Source organism: Caulobacter sp. P4_E5, from assembly GCF_056401555.1.
The window spans coordinates 24,601-41,243 of the sequence record NZ_JBFUJD010000046.1 but is presented as its reverse complement, the minus strand read 5'-3'; the positions used below and the strand labels follow the sequence as shown (position 1 = coordinate 41,243).

Annotated in this window: 16 protein-coding genes; 6 read left to right on the top strand and 10 right to left on the bottom strand. The window is 68.3% G+C overall.

Annotation, left to right across the window (positions count from 1 at the left end; all coding sequences use genetic code 11):
* The first annotated feature begins 15 nt into the window (after nt 1-15).
* On the top strand, nt 16-1,041 hold the full coding sequence (locus AC1DSO_RS15080) for an NADP-dependent oxidoreductase (protein ID WP_477069593.1): 1,026 nt from the start codon (nt 16-18) through the stop codon (nt 1,039-1,041).
* A 6-nt stretch (nt 1,042-1,047) separates the two neighbouring features.
* Here the strand turns inward: AC1DSO_RS15080 and AC1DSO_RS15075 are convergent, their stop codons facing one another.
* Nucleotides 1,048-1,428, bottom strand: coding sequence for a copper-binding protein (locus AC1DSO_RS15075; RefSeq protein WP_477069591.1), 381 nt, complete (start codon nt 1,426-1,428; stop codon nt 1,048-1,050).
* A gap of 252 nt (nt 1,429-1,680) precedes the next feature.
* Between AC1DSO_RS15075 and mdoH the strand changes: the two genes are divergently transcribed.
* Nucleotides 1,681-3,672, top strand: a complete 1,992-nt coding sequence (gene mdoH / locus AC1DSO_RS15070; RefSeq protein WP_477069590.1) for a glucans biosynthesis glucosyltransferase MdoH — start codon at nt 1,681-1,683, stop codon at nt 3,670-3,672.
* Nucleotides 3,673-3,753: 81 nt separating this feature from the next.
* A complete protein-coding gene (locus AC1DSO_RS15065) occupies nt 3,754-4,656 on the top strand; it encodes a cobalamin biosynthesis protein CbiG (protein WP_477069589.1) in 903 nt (300 codons plus the stop codon).
* Nucleotides 4,657-4,743: 87 nt separating this feature from the next.
* Here AC1DSO_RS15065 and AC1DSO_RS15060 read toward each other — a convergent pair whose 3' ends face one another.
* Complete coding sequence (locus AC1DSO_RS15060) at nt 4,744-6,156, bottom strand: MATE family efflux transporter (RefSeq protein ID WP_477069592.1); 1,413 nt, start codon at nt 6,154-6,156, stop codon at nt 4,744-4,746.
* A 130-nt stretch (nt 6,157-6,286) separates the two neighbouring features.
* Here AC1DSO_RS15060 and AC1DSO_RS15055 point away from each other — a divergent pair, with 130 nt between their 5' ends.
* Nucleotides 6,287-7,309 (top strand): SDR family oxidoreductase, encoded by a 1,023-nt coding sequence (locus tag AC1DSO_RS15055; protein WP_477069588.1) that lies wholly within the window; start codon nt 6,287-6,289, stop codon nt 7,307-7,309.
* 118 nt (nt 7,310-7,427) lie between these two features.
* On the opposite strand, the gene AC1DSO_RS15050 is transcribed toward AC1DSO_RS15055, so the two are convergent.
* Nucleotides 7,428-7,928 carry a PepSY domain-containing protein gene (locus tag AC1DSO_RS15050; RefSeq protein WP_477069587.1) on the bottom strand — a complete coding sequence of 167 codons (501 nt, stop codon included), beginning with the start codon at nt 7,926-7,928 and terminating at the stop codon, nt 7,428-7,430.
* 104 nt (nt 7,929-8,032) lie between these two features.
* Between AC1DSO_RS15050 and AC1DSO_RS15045 the strand changes: the two genes are divergently transcribed.
* Complete coding sequence (locus AC1DSO_RS15045; RefSeq protein WP_477069586.1) at nt 8,033-8,419, top strand: VOC family protein; 387 nt, start codon at nt 8,033-8,035, stop codon at nt 8,417-8,419.
* Nucleotides 8,420-8,426: 7 nt separating this feature from the next.
* Nucleotides 8,427-9,476, top strand: a complete 1,050-nt coding sequence (locus AC1DSO_RS15040; protein WP_477069585.1) for a ThuA domain-containing protein — start codon at nt 8,427-8,429, stop codon at nt 9,474-9,476.
* Here the strand turns inward: AC1DSO_RS15040 and AC1DSO_RS15035 are convergent.
* The 7 genes from AC1DSO_RS15035 to AC1DSO_RS15005 form a co-directional block, all read right to left on the bottom strand.
* Nucleotides 9,431-10,036 carry a DUF2239 family protein gene (locus AC1DSO_RS15035; protein WP_477069584.1) on the bottom strand — a complete coding sequence of 202 codons (606 nt, stop codon included), beginning with the start codon at nt 10,034-10,036 and terminating at the stop codon, nt 9,431-9,433. The two genes, AC1DSO_RS15040 and AC1DSO_RS15035, sit on opposite strands and share 46 nt — an antisense overlap.
* Nucleotides 10,036-10,371, bottom strand: coding sequence for a GIY-YIG nuclease family protein (locus AC1DSO_RS15030; protein ID WP_477069583.1), 336 nt, complete (start codon nt 10,369-10,371; stop codon nt 10,036-10,038). The genes AC1DSO_RS15035 and AC1DSO_RS15030 overlap by 1 nt, the downstream gene beginning before the upstream one ends.
* Nucleotides 10,372-10,449: 78 nt before the next feature.
* Nucleotides 10,450-10,836, bottom strand: a complete 387-nt coding sequence (locus tag AC1DSO_RS15025; protein ID WP_477069582.1) for a hypothetical protein — start codon at nt 10,834-10,836, stop codon at nt 10,450-10,452.
* A 97-nt stretch (nt 10,837-10,933) separates the two neighbouring features.
* Entirely contained in the window at nt 10,934-13,693 is a 2,760-nt protein-coding gene (locus AC1DSO_RS15020; protein WP_477069581.1) for a TonB-dependent receptor, read from the bottom strand.
* A gap of 329 nt (nt 13,694-14,022) precedes the next feature.
* On the bottom strand, nt 14,023-14,376 hold the full coding sequence (locus AC1DSO_RS15015; protein WP_477069580.1) for a DUF1428 domain-containing protein: 354 nt from the start codon (nt 14,374-14,376) through the stop codon (nt 14,023-14,025).
* A gap of 38 nt (nt 14,377-14,414) precedes the next feature.
* Complete coding sequence (locus AC1DSO_RS15010) at nt 14,415-15,812, bottom strand: S41 family peptidase (protein ID WP_477069579.1); 1,398 nt, start codon at nt 15,810-15,812, stop codon at nt 14,415-14,417.
* A 214-nt stretch (nt 15,813-16,026) separates the two neighbouring features.
* Complete coding sequence (locus AC1DSO_RS15005; protein ID WP_477069578.1) at nt 16,027-16,614, bottom strand: DUF6338 family protein; 588 nt, start codon at nt 16,612-16,614, stop codon at nt 16,027-16,029.
* Nucleotides 16,615-16,643 lie beyond the last annotated feature (29 nt).

Below are 16,643 nucleotides of genomic sequence, written 5' to 3'. Positions count from 1 at the left end.
TATCGGAGGAACACCATGACCACCTCGCGCGAGATCCGCCTGAAGAGCCGTCCCGTGGGCCTGCCCAAGGCCTCGGACTTCGAACTGGCCACGGTTGACCTGTCGGCGCCGGGCGACGGCGAGATCCAGGTCAAGAATCTCTGGATGTCGGTCGACCCCTATATGCGCGGCCGCATGTACGACCGCCCCAGCTACGTGCCGCCCTTCCAGATCGGCCAGGCCCTGCAGGGCGGCGCGATCGGCGAGGTCGTCGCCTCCAACGACCCGGACTTCAAGCCGGGCGACATCGTCAACTCGATGTTCGGCTGGCGCGAGGCGTTCAACGCCCATCCCAAGTCGCTGGCGGCCGCCGGCATGGGCGCGATCACCAAGATCGACACCCAGGGCGTCCCGCCCCAGGCCTTCCTGAGCGTCGTGGGCATGCCCGGCATGACCGCCTATGCCGGCCTGCTGCGGGTCGCGGCGCTGAAGGACGGCGACGTGGTCTTCGTCTCGGCCGCCGCCGGCGCGGTGGGCTCGGTCGTCTGCCAGATCGCCAAGCTGAAGGGTCATACGGTGATCGGCTCGGCCGGCGGGCCGGAGAAGGTGGCGTTCCTGAAGTCGATCGGCGTCGACCACGTCATCGACTACAAGGCCACGCCCGACGTCGTCGCCGAACTGGCCAAGGTCGCGCCCAAGGGCATCGACGTCTATTTCGAAAACGTCGGCGGCGTGCACCTGGAGGCGGCCCTGAACTCGGCCCGCCCATTCGCCCGCTTCGCCCTGTGCGGGATGATCTCGCAATATAACGAGACCGGTAAGCCCGAAGGCCCGTCCAACATCATCCTGGCGGTCGGCAAGAGCCTGCGGCTGGAGGGCTTCATCGTCTCCAACCACTACGACCTCTATCCGCAGTTCGCCCAGGACATGAGCGCCTGGATCAAGGCCGGCCAGGTCACCTGGAAAGAGACGGTGGAAGAAGGTGTGGAACGCGCGCCGGACGCGTTCCTGAAGCTGTTCTCGGGCGAGAACCTGGGCAAGATGCTGGTGAAGCTGGGGTAGCGGGTCCTACTCGCGGGGCTCGAGCTTCGACACCTCGAGTCCCGCGGGCGTCTTCTTGAACTGGAACGTGACCCGCGAGCCCGGCGCGATCGGCGCCTCGGCGATCACGTCCGCATAGACCTTGAACTTGTCGCGGCCGGGCTTCAGGCCCGCCGCGCTCGCGCCGTCGTGATCGAGCGTGAGAATCTGGCCGTCCAGGCTCGAAATCACACCCTGCGCGTCATAGGCCGGCAGCGATTCCGTCGACGGAACGGCCTCCACGACGCCCGGAATTGACCGCCCTTCCTGTGAAGCTTTTCCGCAGGCGGCCAAGCTCAGCATGGCGAGAAGCGCGGCAAAGTTACGTAGTTTCATGATCTTACCGAAATTCCCCGGATCGGCGAGCACCGCTCGCCTCACACGTTCTTCAAGTTTTTTCTCGCACCTGCGAAATCCGCGTGATTTCTGGTAGCGAATTTGTGATCGAAGTTTTACTGTAGGCCCTACCGGCGGCTCTCCACGCCGGTTTCGACCGTCATGACGCCGTCACACTTCCCCGAGGCCGTTCCCTAGCGGACGCGCGGCGGGGCGGAAAGAGGGTCCGGGGTCGAAATGCGCGGAGAGAGCCCGGTCCGCCGGAAAAGTCCGAGATCTGACGATATGAGCGATCGCTCCGCCCTCTTCGACGTGCGCTCTTCCACGAGCGTGACCCTCGATCAGGTCGTTCGCCGTGACACGGTCGAGATCCCGGCCGAGGTTCCGCTGGCCATGCCGGTCCAGCCGCTGGGCTTCTGGCAAGGCGGCCCGCGCCGCGCCACCGCCCTGGTCGCCAGCATGACCATGCGCCGCTGGCTGGTGGCTCTGTCGACCATCGTCATGGGCTTCGCCGGCTGGAAAGCCACCTTCGACACCGTGGCCCTGGGCGGCGTGACCCGCCTGGAAGCCGTCGTCATCGCTCTGCTTGCGCCCCTCTTCCTGGCCCTGTCGCTGTGGTTCTGCACCGCCGTCGCCGGTTTCGTGATCCTGTTGGGCAAGCCCAAGGATCCGCTCGGCATCGACGGCGAGGCCCCGATGCCCAAGCTGCACACTCGCACCGCCATCCTGATGCCGGTGCACAACGAGGACGCCGCCGCCGTCTTCGCCCGCCTGCGCGCCATGGACGCCTCGATCGCCGAGACCGGCATGAGCCGCCACTTCGACATCTTCGTGCTCAGCGACACCCGCGACGCCCAGGTGGCCCTGGCCGAGCAGGCCTRCTTCGCCCGCTTCCGCCGCGAGGCCCACAGCAGCGTCTACTACCGGGTCCGCAAGGAAAACACCGGCCGCAAGGCCGGCAACGTCGCCGACTGGGTCAGCCGCTGGGGCAGCGCCTACGAGCACATGCTGATCCTGGACGCCGACAGCCTGATGACTGGCGAGGCCATGGTCCGCCTGGCCGACGCCATGGAGCGTCACCCCGGCGCCGGCCTGATCCAGACCATGCCGACGATCATCAACGGCCAGACGATCTTCGCCCGCACCCTACAGTTCGCCACGCGCCTGTACGGTCGCGTCGCCTGGACGGGCCTGGCCTGGTGGTCGGGCTCGGAGAGCTCGTTCTGGGGCCACAACGCCATCGTCCGCACCCGCGCCTTCGCCGAGACCTGCGGCCTGCCGCACCTGGCCGGCCCCAAACCGTTCGGCGGCGAGGTGATGAGCCACGACGCCCTGGAAAGCGCCCTGCTGCGCCGCGGCGGCTGGAGCGTCCACTTGGCCCCCTACCTGGAAGGCTCGTACGAGGAGAGCCCCTCGAACCTGCTGGACTTCGCCACCCGTGACCGTCGCTGGTGCCGCGGCAACGTCCAGCACGTGCCGCTGATCGCCCTGCCCGGCCTGCACTGGATGAGCCGCCTGCACCTGGTGATCGGCGTGCTGAGCTACGCCCTGTCGCCGCTGTGGTTCATCGCCCTGTCGGCCGGCATCACCTCGCGCGCCCTGATGCCCGAGCTGAAGAAGGCCGCCTTCACCATGGCCGATCTGCAGGCCGCCGCCCACGCCCTGATCGACTGGCGCGAGATCCAGGCCACCGCCTGGGCCATGATCATCACCTTCGTCCTGCTGTTCGGCCCCAAGATTCTGGGTTCGATCCTGGTCTTCTCGCGCAAGAGCGAGATCAAGGGCTTCGGCGGCAAGCGCCGCGTCGCCGCCGGCCTGGCCGTCGAAATGCTGCTCTCGGCCCTGGTCGCCCCGATGCTGATGTTCACCCAGACCCGGGCCATCGTCGAGATCCTGGCCGGCAAGGTCGGCGGCTGGGCCACCCAGCGCCGCGACGCCGACAAGGTCGACTTCAAAGAAGCCTCGGCCGCCATGGGCTGGATCAGCGCCACCGGCCTGATCCTGGGCGCGACCTTCTGGTTCACGCCGGACCTGTTCACCTCGACCGCCCCCATCCTGCTGGGCCTGATCCTGGCCGTGCCGCTGACCATGCTGGGCGCCCACAAGGTCGCCGGCCTGAAGCTGAAGACCAATGGCCTGTTCATGACCCCGGAAGAGCGCCGCCCGCCGGCCATCGTCCGCGCCGCGCTCGGCCAATCGTGCGAACCGCCGATCCGCTGGTTCGCCCGCAACGGCCGTCCGATCGGCCCGACGACCAAGATCCGCGACGCGGCCTGATATCTTCCCGCTACCGTCTGGCCCCTCGCGCCGGACGGGAGTAGAAGCGCGGCTTCCTTATCCGCCAAGGAGCCGCGTGCCGTGTCGCGTCTGTTCAGCGCCTATGTGATCGTCGACTGGAGCGCCGCGGCCAAGCCGACCACAGGCGCGGATTCCATCTGGATCGGCGTGCTCAAGCGCGACGTACGCTTCCGGCTGACCTTCGAGAGCTACAATCCCGCCACCCGCGGCGAAGCCGAGGCGAAGCTGGCGGCCGTGCTCGACGACCTGAAGAAGCGCGGCGAGCGCGCCTTGGTGGGGTTCGACTTCCCGCTGGGCTTCCCGCGCGGCTTGTCCAAGGCGCTGTCCCTGCCCGGCGAAACGCCGTGGCGCGCGGTCTGGGATCAGCTGGCCAAGATGGTCAAGGACAAGGCCGACAACACCAACAACCGCTTCGGCGTCGGCTCGGAGATCAACCGGCGCCTGACCGGCGGCCCGTTCCCCTTCTGGGGCTGCCCGCCCAAGGACGCCCTGACCACCCTGCAGCCCAAGCGCCCGCGCGAACATGGTCCGGACGACCTGCCCGAGTACCGCCACGCCGACGAGGCCGCCAACGCCAAGGGCGCGCACTCGATCTGGAAGCTCTATTACAACGGCTCGGTCGGCGGTCAGGCGATCGTCGGCATCCCGGCCGTGCGTCGCCTGAAGGACGCGCGCGGCGCGGCCGTGCGGGTCTGGCCGTTCGAGACCGGCTTCAAGGCCCTGAACGAGGCCGACCTGGACGGCGTCGCGGTGGTGGTGGCCGAGGTCTATCCCTCGATGCTCAAGACCGTTCCGGCGGCCGGCGAGATCAAGGACCTGGCCCAGGTGCGGAACCTGGCCGAGCACTTCGCCAAGTTGGACGAGACCGGCAAGCTGGCCGCCGCCTTCGCCGCGCCGAAGGGCGTGCCGGAAGAGGTGCTGGAGGCGGCGCAGGCCGAAGAGGGCTGGATCCTGGGGGCTTAAAAGCTGTCATCCCGGACAAGCGCGAAGCGCGCCGATCCGGGACCGCAGGAAACACTGAACCTTTTGCGGTCCCGGGTCTTCGCTGCGCTACGCCCGGGATGACAGGTTTTGGTCTTCCGCCAGCTTCCGATCCCGCCTGTCCAAGATCCGGAACCGCGCCAGCAGGAACCCCGCCGCCAGGAAGCTGGTGACGATTACCGACGTCACCACCCCGTTCAGGCCCATGCCGCGCGGGATGGCCAGCCACCAGGCCAGCGGCCCCATGACCAGGGCGTAGCTGATCAGGTGGGTGATGGTCGGGACCCACACCTCGCCCCGCGCTCGCAAGGCCTGGGCCGTCACCACCTGCACCGCGTCCGGGGCCAGGAAGAAGCAGGTCAGCACCAGGGCCGGCAGGATCAGGTGCAGCGCCGCCGGGTCGGTGGTGCAGGCCAAAGCGACCCAGTGCTTGGTGGGATAGAGCAGCAGCCCAGCCAGGACGCCGACCACCCCGATCACCGCGAAGGCGATCCAGCCCGCGCGGGTCATGCCCGCCGGATCGCGCGCGCCATAGGCTCGTCCGACCTGCACGGCCGTGGCCGAGGCGACGCCCAGCGGGATCATGAAGATCACCGCCGCCACGTTCAGCACCACCGCCCAGGCGGCGACGGCCAGTCCGCCGATCCAGCCGGCCACCAGGTTCATGCCGGCGAAGGCCGAGACCTCGAAGAAGTTGGACGCGCCGGCCCCATAGCCGATGCGGCGCTGGGCGATCTCGGCCGTCTTGTCCGGCGCGGGTTTGTCGAACACGCCCAGCGCCCGGGCCTCCTTCATGCGCAGCACGAAGATCACCATGGCCACGGTCATGAAGCTGCGGGCGATGAAGGTCGACCAGGCGCCGCCCACGGCGCCGAGGGCAGGTAGGCCGAAGGTCCCCGGCACCAGCACCAGGTTGGCCAACAGGTTCACCAGGTTGGCCAGCCACATGATGATCGTCACCGGTCCGGGCCGCGACAGGCCCTCGAGCCAGAAGGTCAGGGCCACCGACACGGCGTACAGGGGCAGCGACAGCGAGAAGACGATCAGCGGCGCGGTCGCGCCGTCGGCCAACCCGTCCTTCAAGCCCAGGCTATGCAGGAACAGCGGCCCGAACGCGGCCAGGAGGACCGCCGTCGTCCCTCCGATCCAGCTGGCATAGACCAGCCCCCGCCGCAGCACCGCGCCGGTCTCGTGCGGCCGCCCGCCGCCCATGGCGCGGGCCGTCATCACCTGCACCCCGACCAGCAGACCCACGGTCATGGTCACGAACACCGACGACGGCGCCCAGGCCATGGCGTGGAAGCCCAGCTGGCGGGCCGAGAAGTGGCCGACGACGATGGCGTCGGTCAGGCCCATGACCATGATGCCCAGGCGCGACAGCACGACCGGCCCCGACAGGCGGAGCAGCTCGATCAGATCGGTCATGATGGGGCCGCGCGGCCGCTTCGGAGGAAGCGCCGTTCCGGCCGCGTCGCGCGGCATGGTGGTCACCAAATTTCAAAGAAGGCCGGCAAGGTGGCCCATGCCGGTTTTTCCGGCAACCCGCATTCAGTCACGGTTGGAACATCGCTCCGCCCCAGCGGTTTTGGGGGCTCAGCCCAGGAGCAAGCCCATGGCCGAGACCCAGACCCCGCAATTCGAGCAGGGCGCCGACCGCGTGGCCGACGCCGAGCGCGACATCCAGGCGCCGCTGGACGCCAAGGAGGAGCGATCGTTCAAGTCCCAGGAGGGCCAACCGAAGGACGAGAAGAAGAGCCCGGCCATGCAGGCCGGCGCCCGCCCCTATCCGGCCCCGCCCTTCCCCGAGCAGCACCAGGCCAAGCCGGGTGAGGAGTACAAACTCGACCCGGCCCCGATGTACGACGCGCCGTTCTACAAGGGCTCGGGCAAGCTGGAGCACAAGGTGGCCCTGATCACCGGCGCCGACAGCGGCATCGGCCGAGCCGTGGCCGTGCTGTTCGCCCGCGAAGGCGCGGACGTGGCCATCGCCTATCTCAGCGAGGACAAGGACGCCCAGGAGACCAAGGCCGCCGTCGAGAAGGAGGGACGCCGCGCCATCCTGCTGCCCGGCGACGTCGCCGATCCGGCCTACGCCAAGGCGGCGGTCGAGAAGACGGTGACCGAGCTGGGCCGCCTCGACATCCTGGTCAACAACGCCGCCTTTCAGGAGCACGTCACCGACTTCGAGGACCTGACCGAGGAGCATTTCGACCGCACGCTGCGGACCAATCTCTACGGCTATTTCCACATGGCCAAGGCGGCGGTGAAACACCTGCCGAACGGCGGGTCGATCATCAACACCGGTTCGGTCACCGGCCTGCTCGGCAACAAGGACCTGCTGGACTATTCGATGACCAAGGGCGGCATCCACGCCTTCACCCGCTCGCTGGCCACCCATCTGGTCGAGAAAGGCATCCGCGTGAACGCCGTTGCCCCGGGCCCGGTTTGGACACCCTTGAACCCGGCCGACAAGCTCGGGCCCCAGGTGGCCCAGTTCGGGGCCAAGACCCCGATGAAACGGGCGGCGCAACCCGAGGAGATCGCGCCGGCCTATGTGTTCTTGGCGTCGCCCCAGACGTCCAGCTACATCACCGGCGAGATCCTGCCGATCATCGGGGGTTACAGCGGGGGGTGAGCCCTCGTTGTCATCCCGGCCGCAGCGAAGCGGAGAGCCGGGACCGCCGGAAACGCTGAGCTTCCGACGGTCCCGGATCGGCGCGCTTCGCGCTTGTCCGGGATGACAGGTTTTACAGTCAATGCGGCCAGACCTCTGCCAGCACCTTGGCCTTGCCGTCCTTCAGGCTGACCTCCATCGACGGCTCGTCGGGCTTGCCGGCGGCGAACAGCTCGTAGATCACCCTGCCGTCGGTCTGCTTGCTCTCGATGACCCGCACCGGCGTAATCGCCTTGCCTGAGGCGGCGGCGGTGTCGCGGACCCGCTTGGGCGCGGTCGCCCAGGCGATGTCGCGCTGGGTCTCGACGATCTCCCAACCACCGTTCTTCTCCAGCAGGTCGAACTCGATCTCAGAGCCGTCCGGCATCACCCCCTCGACGTCGTAGTAGCGGCGGTCGGCGCGCGCCTTCAGTTCGGCCTCCGTGATGGTCATGGCCGGCGCCGTGGCCTTGACGACGGCGACCACGGCGGCCGGCAGGTCCTTGGGCGCGACCTCGGTGATCTTGGTCTTCGGTCCGTCGGCCAGGGCCGGCAGCGGCGACAGGGCCAGGACGAGGGTCAGGGCGAGAGAGCGGTTCATCGCGGTCTCCTTGAACTTCGGAAAGGATGGCGCGGTTCTAGAACCCCGACGCTGACAACCGCCTGACGCGTGCTATGCCATCGTCTCCGCCAACGGAGTCGCCCATGGCCCGCCGCGTCGCGCTCGTCTCACTGCTGGTCGCCGACTATGACGAGGCGATCACCTTCTATGTCGGCAAGCTGGGCTTCGCCCTGGTCGAGGACACCGACATGGGCGGTGGCAAGCGCTGGGTCGTGGTCTCGCCCGGAACCGAGGGGACCAACTTCCTGCTAGCCCGCGCGACGGGCGACCAGGCCGAGGCGATCGGCCGCCAGGGCGGCGGTCGCGTCTGGCTGTTTCTGCACACGGACGACTTCGAGGGCGACCACGCGCGTATGACCGCCGCCGGGGTGACCTTCCTGGAAGCGCCGCGCCACGAGGCCTACGGGACCGTGGCGGTGTTCGAGGACCTTTCCGGCAATCGCTGGGACCTGCTGCAACCCAAGACCTGAGACCGACATGGCCCGCCTGCTGACCCTCATCGCGGCCATGACCGCGCTCTCCTTAGCCGCCTTGGCCTCGCCCGCCGCGCAGGCGGCGCCGGCCAAGATCCGGGTGCTCTATCTCGACCAGTCGGTCGGCTGGCGGCACGCGCCGGTCACCCGGCCCAAGAACAGCAACGGTCCGACGCAGTCGGAGCTCGCCCTGGCCGAGATCGGCGCGAAGTCCGGTTTCACCGTCGAGTCGACCCAGGACGCCCGCACGATCACGCCCGAAAAGTTGAAGGACATCGACGTCCTCGCCTTCTACACGACCGGCGAGCTGCCGATCCCGGCCGAGACCTGGGCGGCGATCCAAAAATGGATCGAAAGCGGCAAGGGCGGCTTTGTCGGCCTGCACAGCGCCACCGACACCCACTGGGACTATGCGGGCCCCGGCCAGACCTACACCGCCTTCATCAACGGCAAGTTCGCCGGCCATCCGTGGACGCAAGGCACGCCGATCACGGTCCAGGCGCTGGGCGGCAAGGACCCGGTCAACAAGGCTTGGCCGGCGCGGTTCGCCTATGCCGAGGAGATCTATCAGTACTCGGACTACGACCCGGCCAAGGTCCGCGTGCTGCAGGCCCTGGACTTCTCCGACATGGCGTTGAAGCGCCCGTGGTTCGTGCCGATCACCTGGACGCGCCAGATCGGCCAGGGCCGGATGTTCTTCACCAATCTGGGCCACACGCCCAGCACCTGGGACGACCCGCGCTATCGCGCCCAGATCGTCGAGGCGGTGCGCTGGACCGCCCACCGGGCCCCGGGGACGGCCAAGCCCAATCCGGACGAACAGGCCTCGTGGGCGCTGCGTTCGCTGCTGGCTTATGACGGTCGCCCCAAGGCCGAGGTCGAGGCCCGCGTCGCCAAGCTGGCCAAGGCCGACTCCGCCTGGCTGCGCGACGCCGCCGTCCGCACCGCCGCCCTGCGTTCGCTGTGGCCCGCCAAGCCGGACAGCGACAAGGCGCCGTTCGAGGCGGCCTACACGGCGGTGCTGGCCGAGGTGCTGGCCAAGTCCGGCGGCTGATCCGGACCAAAGGCCTCGGCGGCGTAGGTCCTCAGCTGGGCGGCGATATCGTCCGGCCAGCCCTGGATCCGCGCCTCGAAGCCCGTGTCGTCGCCGGCGAACAGAGCCCGCATGGCCTCCTCGAAGCCAGGCAGGTCTCCGCCGATCGCCGAGGCGAACCGGTAGGCCGCCTCGCGGGCCGCGCGGATGCGGTCTGGCCCCTCGCCGGCCCGGCGGGCGGCCTCGACCAGCTTGCGCAGCGCCACCGAGGCCCCGCCCGGCTGGCTCGCCAGCCAGTCCCAGTGGCGCGGCAGCAGGGTGACTTCGCGCGCCACCACGCCCAGCTTGGGCCGGCCACGACCGCGTGGGGCCTCGGTCGGCGGCGACAGGCGCCGGGCCAAAGCCTCCGGGCCGCCGCTGAGGTCGAAATCGACCGAGCGGCCGTCTGGGCCGAAGATCAGCACCCCGCCTTCGCCCGCCAGCGCTTGGGCCGCCAGGGCCGCGTCGAGCCGCGATCCCGCCGCCACGCGCGCGGGACCGTGGAAGACCACATAACCGGTCTCGCCTTCGTCGCCCGCCATCAGTTCAGCCCCTTGGCGTTCAATGTTTCGATCCAGTGGTTGCGGCGATCCTTCAACCGCGCGGCGCGGCCGAAGCGGTCCAGCCCGTCGGCGTCGATTGTCTCGACCGGCTCGAAGGCGAAGGCGTCGGCGCCATGGGCGTTCCAAGCCGCCTGCAGGGTCGGCTCCCGGTGCGAGCCCAGGCGCAGCGAGAACCAGACGCCGTTTTGGCGGGTGGAGAGGTCCGGCGTCGCGCCGACCCACACTTGGCCGGTCGCCGCGCAGCGCACGGCGTAGACACCGGCCTCGACCTTGCGTTCCTTGTAGGTGCGCAGCAGCGCCTTGCGTTCGGACATGCAAATCTCCTCTGGGGGCGAACCTCCCGGCGCGCCTTTTACCCGGATGAAATCTGAAGTCAATAATATCCGGGTAAATTACCCTTGACTGGGCCGATAGGCCACGTAGTCGCGCTCGACCATTCGCCGCATGGCCTCATAGACCGCCGATAGCTCCTCGAAGGCCGAGCGCAGATGGGTCAGCTGGGCGACTTGGGCCTCGGACAGGCTGGCGCCCGCGTCGGCGATCGACGCCGCCTCCGCCACCCACTTGGCGCGCGCGGTGGCGACCGCGACGGCCAGGCGCTGGAAGCGCTCGCCGTCGATATGGGGCACGGTCGCGCCCAGCACCGCCTTGTTCGAGGCGAAGGCGGTGTAGTCGATCTGCTCCAGATAGCCGCGCAGCCGGCGCTGGACCTGGGGATCGCCGTCGTTGGGTTCGAAGTGATCGCCGGTGCGGCGGGTGCTGGAAGTCATGATCGCCATGACGGCCTCCGATCCGGCCGATAGCGGCCGCTCGATAAGGAGCGTGCGCCTCACAGCTTAAGGACGGGTTTAGGATGATGCGGTGGGGAGCCGAGCCCTACATCAGCTTGCGGAAGCTGAAGCGCACCGTGCGGCCCAGCGGGTCAAGGTAGTCGCGCTGGTAGGCCTGAGGCGTCACGCCGTTCTGGTCGCGGACCGTCTGCTTGGCGTCGAGCAGGTTGTCGAAGCCCAGCGACACCTGCGCGCCCTTCAGGATCGGGAACCGCTCGACCGCCTTCTTGCGGGCCGGGACGCCGAAATTGGCGAAGACGTTCACGCCGACGACGGCCAGGTCCGAGAAGTACAGGGTCTGGCCGCCGGTCGCGCCGCCGTTGACCCAGGTCGAGGCCTTCCAGGCGGCGTTGACGCGCGCCCCAAGGCCGTTCTTGAAGTAGCTGCCGTTGACCTGCACCTCGTGGCGCGCCTGGCCGCCGCGCGCGCCAATCGCCGAGCCGTCCAGCTGGTCGAGGACCGGCAGGCCCTTGCGGACGGTGATCTCGTCGGTCAGGCGCCAGGTATGATAGACGGACAGCTGCAATATGCCCTGACCGGGCTGGACCCTGAAGGACGGAGCTCCGCCACCCGGTCCGCCAGGCCCGCCGCCGCCGGGGCCACCGCCCGGTCCGCCGAAGCGCATCATCCCGCCGCCGCCCGGACCACTCCCACCGGGTCCGCCGCCGGGGCGACCGCCGCCGGGACCGCCCACGGCGCCGGGGGTCGGCGTGCCGACCGGCTTGAATAGGTTGAAACCCCAGCGAATGTTCTCGGACTCCGCCCTGGCGAAGTTGACCGGCCGCGCGTTGATCGACAGCAGGCGCCCGGTGGCGTCGCGCGTGAAGCGATCCGGGAACGCGGCTTCCAGGTCCGGCGTGATCGACGGGAACGAGGCGATCATGTTCTTGGTCTGGGCCCGCGTGTAGGTGGCGTTGAACGTCAGCTCGACCTTCTCGAACGGCTTGTAGTTCACGCCCAGCCTTTGGACCTGGCGGTTGTCGTTGCGCAACGCGGCGTTGCCGCCGTCGGTGCGGGAGATGATCACCGTCTGGCCGGTCGTGAAGTCGAACACCGAGACGTTTGGGGTCACCACCACCGGATCGTTGACCTGGTTGGTCGAGGGCGCGCCCTCTTCCTCGGTGTAGCTGACGATAAAGCTGATCGGCTTGAACGGCGACCAGTTGAGCCCGCCGCCCAGGGTGGTCAGCCCGCCCAGGTCCGATAGGTCCTCGTAGCCGAGATTGACGTTGGCCGAGAGGTCGCCCGCCTTGGCCAGGAAGTTCTGCCGCGTGCTGGTGATCGGCAGGTTGAAACTGGTCTGAACGCTCTCGCGGTTGCGGGTGATGTCGCGCGTCGTGGTCACGCCCGAACGGACGGTCCTGGAGTCGAGCGTGCGTGTGTCGGCCCCGACCTTCAGTGTCGTCTGCAAGCCGCCGGCGGGCAACTGGAACAGGGCGCCGCTCAGGACGACCTCGGCGCTGGCCGAGGTCGAGACCGAATGGGCCGTATCGGCTGCGGCGGGCTTGTACAGGTTGGCCGGGATCACCCCGAACGGATTGACGGTCGGATCGCCGGCCGCCACCGCGGCCTGGAAGGCCGAGGCGTCCAGGCCGCGCCCGGTCGTCGTGTCGGTCTTGATGCGGTCGACGTCGCCCGTGAAGTTCCAGCGCCAGTCGCTGATCCGGCCGTTGGCCGCCATGCTGGCCTGGGTGCGCAGCACGTCGACGTCGCGGGTCATGGCCCCCGGCGCGTCGATGTAGCGATAGCCGGTCACGGCCTTCGAGAACGGCGAGAACGGGCTACCCGCCGGCAGGGTGAAGGCCACCCCCGGCAGGCCCAGCAGCCCCCGGCTGCTGGTGTCCTCGAGATTGCCGGTCAGGGTCAGCTGGATCTTCTTGTTGATGTCGCGGGTCACCGAGCCGCGCAGCGTGCCGCGGTCCACCTTGTTCATCAGCGTGCGCGACGCGGTCAGGTCACCGGTGTTGTAGCGCCCCGCCCCCGAGGCGAAGTCGGCCAGGCTGGCTCGGCCGACCAGGGCCGAGCTCGGCGCGCCGGCGAAGGTGACCGTGCTCCCCGCCAGGGCGGACAGCGCCGGGTCGATCTCGGTCCCGCCCACGCCGCTGATGTTGCCGAGCCGGTCGAACGGCTGGCCGTTGGGCGTGCGGACGATGTCGCGGTCGGTCTCCAGCAGGTACGGGTCATGCTGCAGCGAGACGTCGATGTTCCAGCGCTTGTCGCCGTTGATATTTAGGCGGTTGCCGTTGAGGTTGGGTACCACCCGGCCGCCGTCGGTGGCGACCGTGGCCGCCGCCTGGGCCATCAGGGCGTTGTAGTTCTTCTTCAGGATGATGTTCACGACCCGCTGGTCGGCCTTGTAGCCGTAGCTGAGCGCGACCTCCTCGGGGAACACCTGCCACTTCTCGATCGCCTCGGGCGGGATGCCCTGCATTTCCTGGAAGCCCGACATGCGCCGACCGTTGATCAGCATCACCGGACCGCCGCCGCCGTCGCGGCCGCGCGTACTGGTGGTCTGGGGGGCCAGGATGGTCATCAGCTCGGCGATGTTCGCCGCGCCGAGGCCCTGGATCTCCTCGGCGCTCAGTTCCAGGTCCGGCGGGATGTCGCTGTCGACCTTGCCGCGCTTCTCGGCCTCGATGACGAGGCTGTCGACCTCGGTCGGAGCCTCGTCCTTGACCCGCGACGTCTTCTGGTCGTCCTCGGCGACCGCCTCGGTCGGCGACGCGAGCGGCGCGGCCGCGCCGGCCGTCACCGGGTCGAACGCGACAGCGGTCAAGCCGTACAGAAGCAGGGTCGAAAGGGTCATGCAGGCCCACGGAAGCGGAGTGGCGGGACGCCGACGCTTCGCGGCGCCAACGCTGGGTTGATCCTCCTTACGGGCCCCCGAGCTTCACCGCAACGCTCCCAGGAATTAAGAAAAGGCAATGCGGCATAAACCGCACACGGGTGTGTGTTTGAGCGCTTCTAGACCGCTCGACCATTGAAATTACGTCACATTTTCGACGTGGGCGTGTGGCGCCGGAAACGATGTTGCGAGCCGGAAACAAAGCTCGCACACGCGGCGCGGCCCATCCCAAATGACGGGATTCCGCGCCGCTCGGCGGTCGCTCGCGCGAGCGACACAACCTTAGAGCGTCAGCGCTCGATGAAGGCTTGGAAGCCGCCGAAGATCATCCGCTTGCCGTCGAACGGCATGCTGGCCATGTCGGCCTTCATGCGTTCATCGGCCATCACCTTGGCCATCACCGCGTCGCGGCTGGCGCGGTCCGTATAGGTGACCCACGAGAAGATCACGACCTCGTCGTCGGTCGCCTGCACCGCGCGTGGGAAAGAGGTGAGCTCGCCGTAGGGTACGTCGTCAGCGACGCACTCCACATAAGACAGCGCCCCGTGCTCCATCCAGATGTCGCCGCCCTTTTTGGCCAAGGCCTTGTAGGCCTCCAGCTTGTCCTTGGGCACGGGAACCACGAAACCATCGACATAGGCCATGACGTCCTCCTTGTTCGTCGTTGACGACACAAGGACGTTCAGCGGCTCGATGTTCCGACAGCCGCGATCGCGCCGCCGCGAATTTCCTTCATCAGCTCCAGAACGGCCTTGGCGTGGCCGCCAGCCAGGTCGCCGTCCGGGAAGATCGTCATCGGAACATCAGGGACCAGGCCACGGCCCTCCAGGTCCTCGCCCTTCGGCCCCTTGTAGAGCTCGGCCGGCAAGGCCAGTGCCCAGCCATTCGGCAGCGGCTTGGGCAGCTGGTCCGAGAACGCCCCATGGGTCGTCCCGCCCACCTGGCGGACGTTCGGCAGAGCCTTCATCATCAGGGTGAAGGTCTCGCCGGCGCTGACCGTGACGTCGCTGGTGACCAGATAGACCGGTCCGGTGAAGCGCGCGCCGCTGGCTGGCTCGACGCGGACCGGCTGAAGCGGCGCCTTGGCCCCGACACCGACCTTCGAATAGGCCAGGACCGGCTGCTCGGCGAAGCGGCTAGCGATGCGCTGGCTGATGGTGTCGTAGCCGCCGCGGTTGTTGCTGACGTCGACGATCACCGCCCGCGCGCCGGCGAAGGCCGTCATCGCCTCGTCCAGCACCGCGTCCAGCGGCCGGGGATCATCCGGCGCGGCGTTGCGGGCGAAGCCGCCCATGGTCACGAGGTTCAGATAGCCGATGTCCTCGTTCCGCCCCCAGAAGATCCGGTTGTTGGCGGCCTGACGGCCCCGCCCCGCCAGGATCTGGGTCAGGACCCCCTCGCGATAGGCCTGCAGCCAGGCCTTCTCACCGCCGACCGGATCGGCGGCGGCGACGCGGGCCAGGGTGGGCGAAGCGCCGGGCTCGAGATCACGTTGCGCGCCACCGACCATGCCGTGCAGCTCGACATGAGGATCATCCAGGCCCGCGATCAGGCCCGACAGCCCCGTCCATAGCTGAACGTCGGTCGCGGTCGGGCCGACCTGGGCCAGGGCCGCGGCCTTGCGCGCCTTCCAGTCCAGGCCGCGTTCGGCCGAACGCGGATAGAGCTCGGCGAAGGTGTCGGCGGCGAAGGCGACGATCCGGTCGGGCGTCCAGGCGGCCGCGCCGATGCAGGCGGTGGGGAGGTTGGGCAGGCGGTCGAACAGGTAGCGCGTGGCGGAGGCATCGCCGGCCAGGGTGATCGTCCCCTGCCCCTCCGAACGCCAGACCTTCAGGATCTCGTCGGGATCGGACTGCGGCCGCGGATCGGGATAGCAGGCCTCGCCGGTGGTGTGGAACAGCTGCGAGCCGTCCGATCCGAACTGCACGATCCAGCCGTAGCCGCGCGACTTCCAGGCGCCGCGCAGCTCCGTCGCCACCGCGCCGCCCTTGGCTTGCACGGGCCAGAACGGGCTTTCGGCCAGAACTGGCGTGGCGACGGCGAGAACGGCGACCGCCGCCAGGAGACTCAAGCGTTTCATGGCGCGACGGTGAAGCGCTCCCCACCGCCACGCCAGCGAAATCGCGGTTAGGGCTTCGGCCGTACCGCGCTGCCGCCCGAAGGCGGGGCGCCATGCTGGCTGGTCGTTGGCTTATATCCGCCCTGGACCTTCGCCGGTCCGCTGTTGGCCGGACGCGGCTTGTGGCCATCCATAGCGACCGTCCTTCTTCCGGTTTCTTCGGCCATGAGAGCTCCTAGAAAATCTCGACGTGGCGTATGTCCTTACCACACAGCAGGATACTGCGCGCTGGCGTCGCCTGACTCCATTGCCCATTCGCATCGATGGACCAGACGCGTTCGATCAATATATCCCGCTCCTCTCTGCTGGAGGAGGCGAAGGACGATGCGCCAATCAGACCCGCGACTTCTAAATTGTCATTCAAGGTGACCAGGACAAAAGTCCCGCTCTCTATCTTCTCGAACGCGAAATCCCACGCCGCCGCGGTGGGATGCGCGAGCGTGAGTCCTGCGAGACCCGCCAAGCGAGAAAGCCACTCGCCTTGCGCCTCATAGGCCAGGATCAACCCGATCGCCAAAGGGACGAGGCAATACTGCAAAATCCGCCACAGACTTATGTCGATCTCAACGCCGCCTTTCCAATTGAAGAGCGGAAAGGCGACCGCATAGTAGATCGCGGAAAGCGCCGCGTAGTGGACGATACGGTCCTTGAAGCCGGGCTTCGGACCGCTTTGAACGGAAGAGCGCACCGTCAGGATTATCAACCCCGGCGCCAGAAGACTGGCCAGGGCTTTCAGCTTTTCCGTGTCTGGAATGCCGTCCACAATTTCCCCAAAAGCTGTGCGCACGCAGG

Bases quoted from the DNA above. Each gene is read 5' to 3' on its own strand.
- AC1DSO_RS15080 (WP_477069593.1), top strand. From the start codon at position 16: ATGACCACCTCGCGCGAGATCCGCCTGAAGAGCCGTCCCGTGGGCCTG.
- AC1DSO_RS15060 (WP_477069592.1), bottom strand. From the start codon at position 6,156: ATGCCGCGCGACGCGGCCGGAACGGCGCTTCCTCCGAAGCGGCCGCGC.
- AC1DSO_RS15055 (WP_477069588.1), top strand. From the start codon at position 6,287: ATGGCCGAGACCCAGACCCCGCAATTCGAGCAGGGCGCCGACCGCGTG.
- AC1DSO_RS15050 (WP_477069587.1), bottom strand. From the start codon at position 7,928: ATGAACCGCTCTCTCGCCCTGACCCTCGTCCTGGCCCTGTCGCCGCTG.
- AC1DSO_RS15045 (WP_477069586.1), top strand. From the start codon at position 8,033: ATGGCCCGCCGCGTCGCGCTCGTCTCACTGCTGGTCGCCGACTATGAC.
- AC1DSO_RS15040 (WP_477069585.1), top strand. From the start codon at position 8,427: ATGGCCCGCCTGCTGACCCTCATCGCGGCCATGACCGCGCTCTCCTTA.
- AC1DSO_RS15035 (WP_477069584.1), bottom strand. From the start codon at position 10,036: ATGGCGGGCGACGAAGGCGAGACCGGTTATGTGGTCTTCCACGGTCCC.
- AC1DSO_RS15030 (WP_477069583.1), bottom strand. From the start codon at position 10,371: ATGTCCGAACGCAAGGCGCTGCTGCGCACCTACAAGGAACGCAAGGTC.
- AC1DSO_RS15025 (WP_477069582.1), bottom strand. From the start codon at position 10,836: ATGGCGATCATGACTTCCAGCACCCGCCGCACCGGCGATCACTTCGAA.
- AC1DSO_RS15020 (WP_477069581.1), bottom strand. From the start codon at position 13,693: ATGACCCTTTCGACCCTGCTTCTGTACGGCTTGACCGCTGTCGCGTTC.
- AC1DSO_RS15015 (WP_477069580.1), bottom strand. From the start codon at position 14,376: ATGGCCTATGTCGATGGTTTCGTGGTTCCCGTGCCCAAGGACAAGCTG.
- AC1DSO_RS15010 (WP_477069579.1), bottom strand. From the start codon at position 15,812: ATGAAACGCTTGAGTCTCCTGGCGGCGGTCGCCGTTCTCGCCGTCGCC.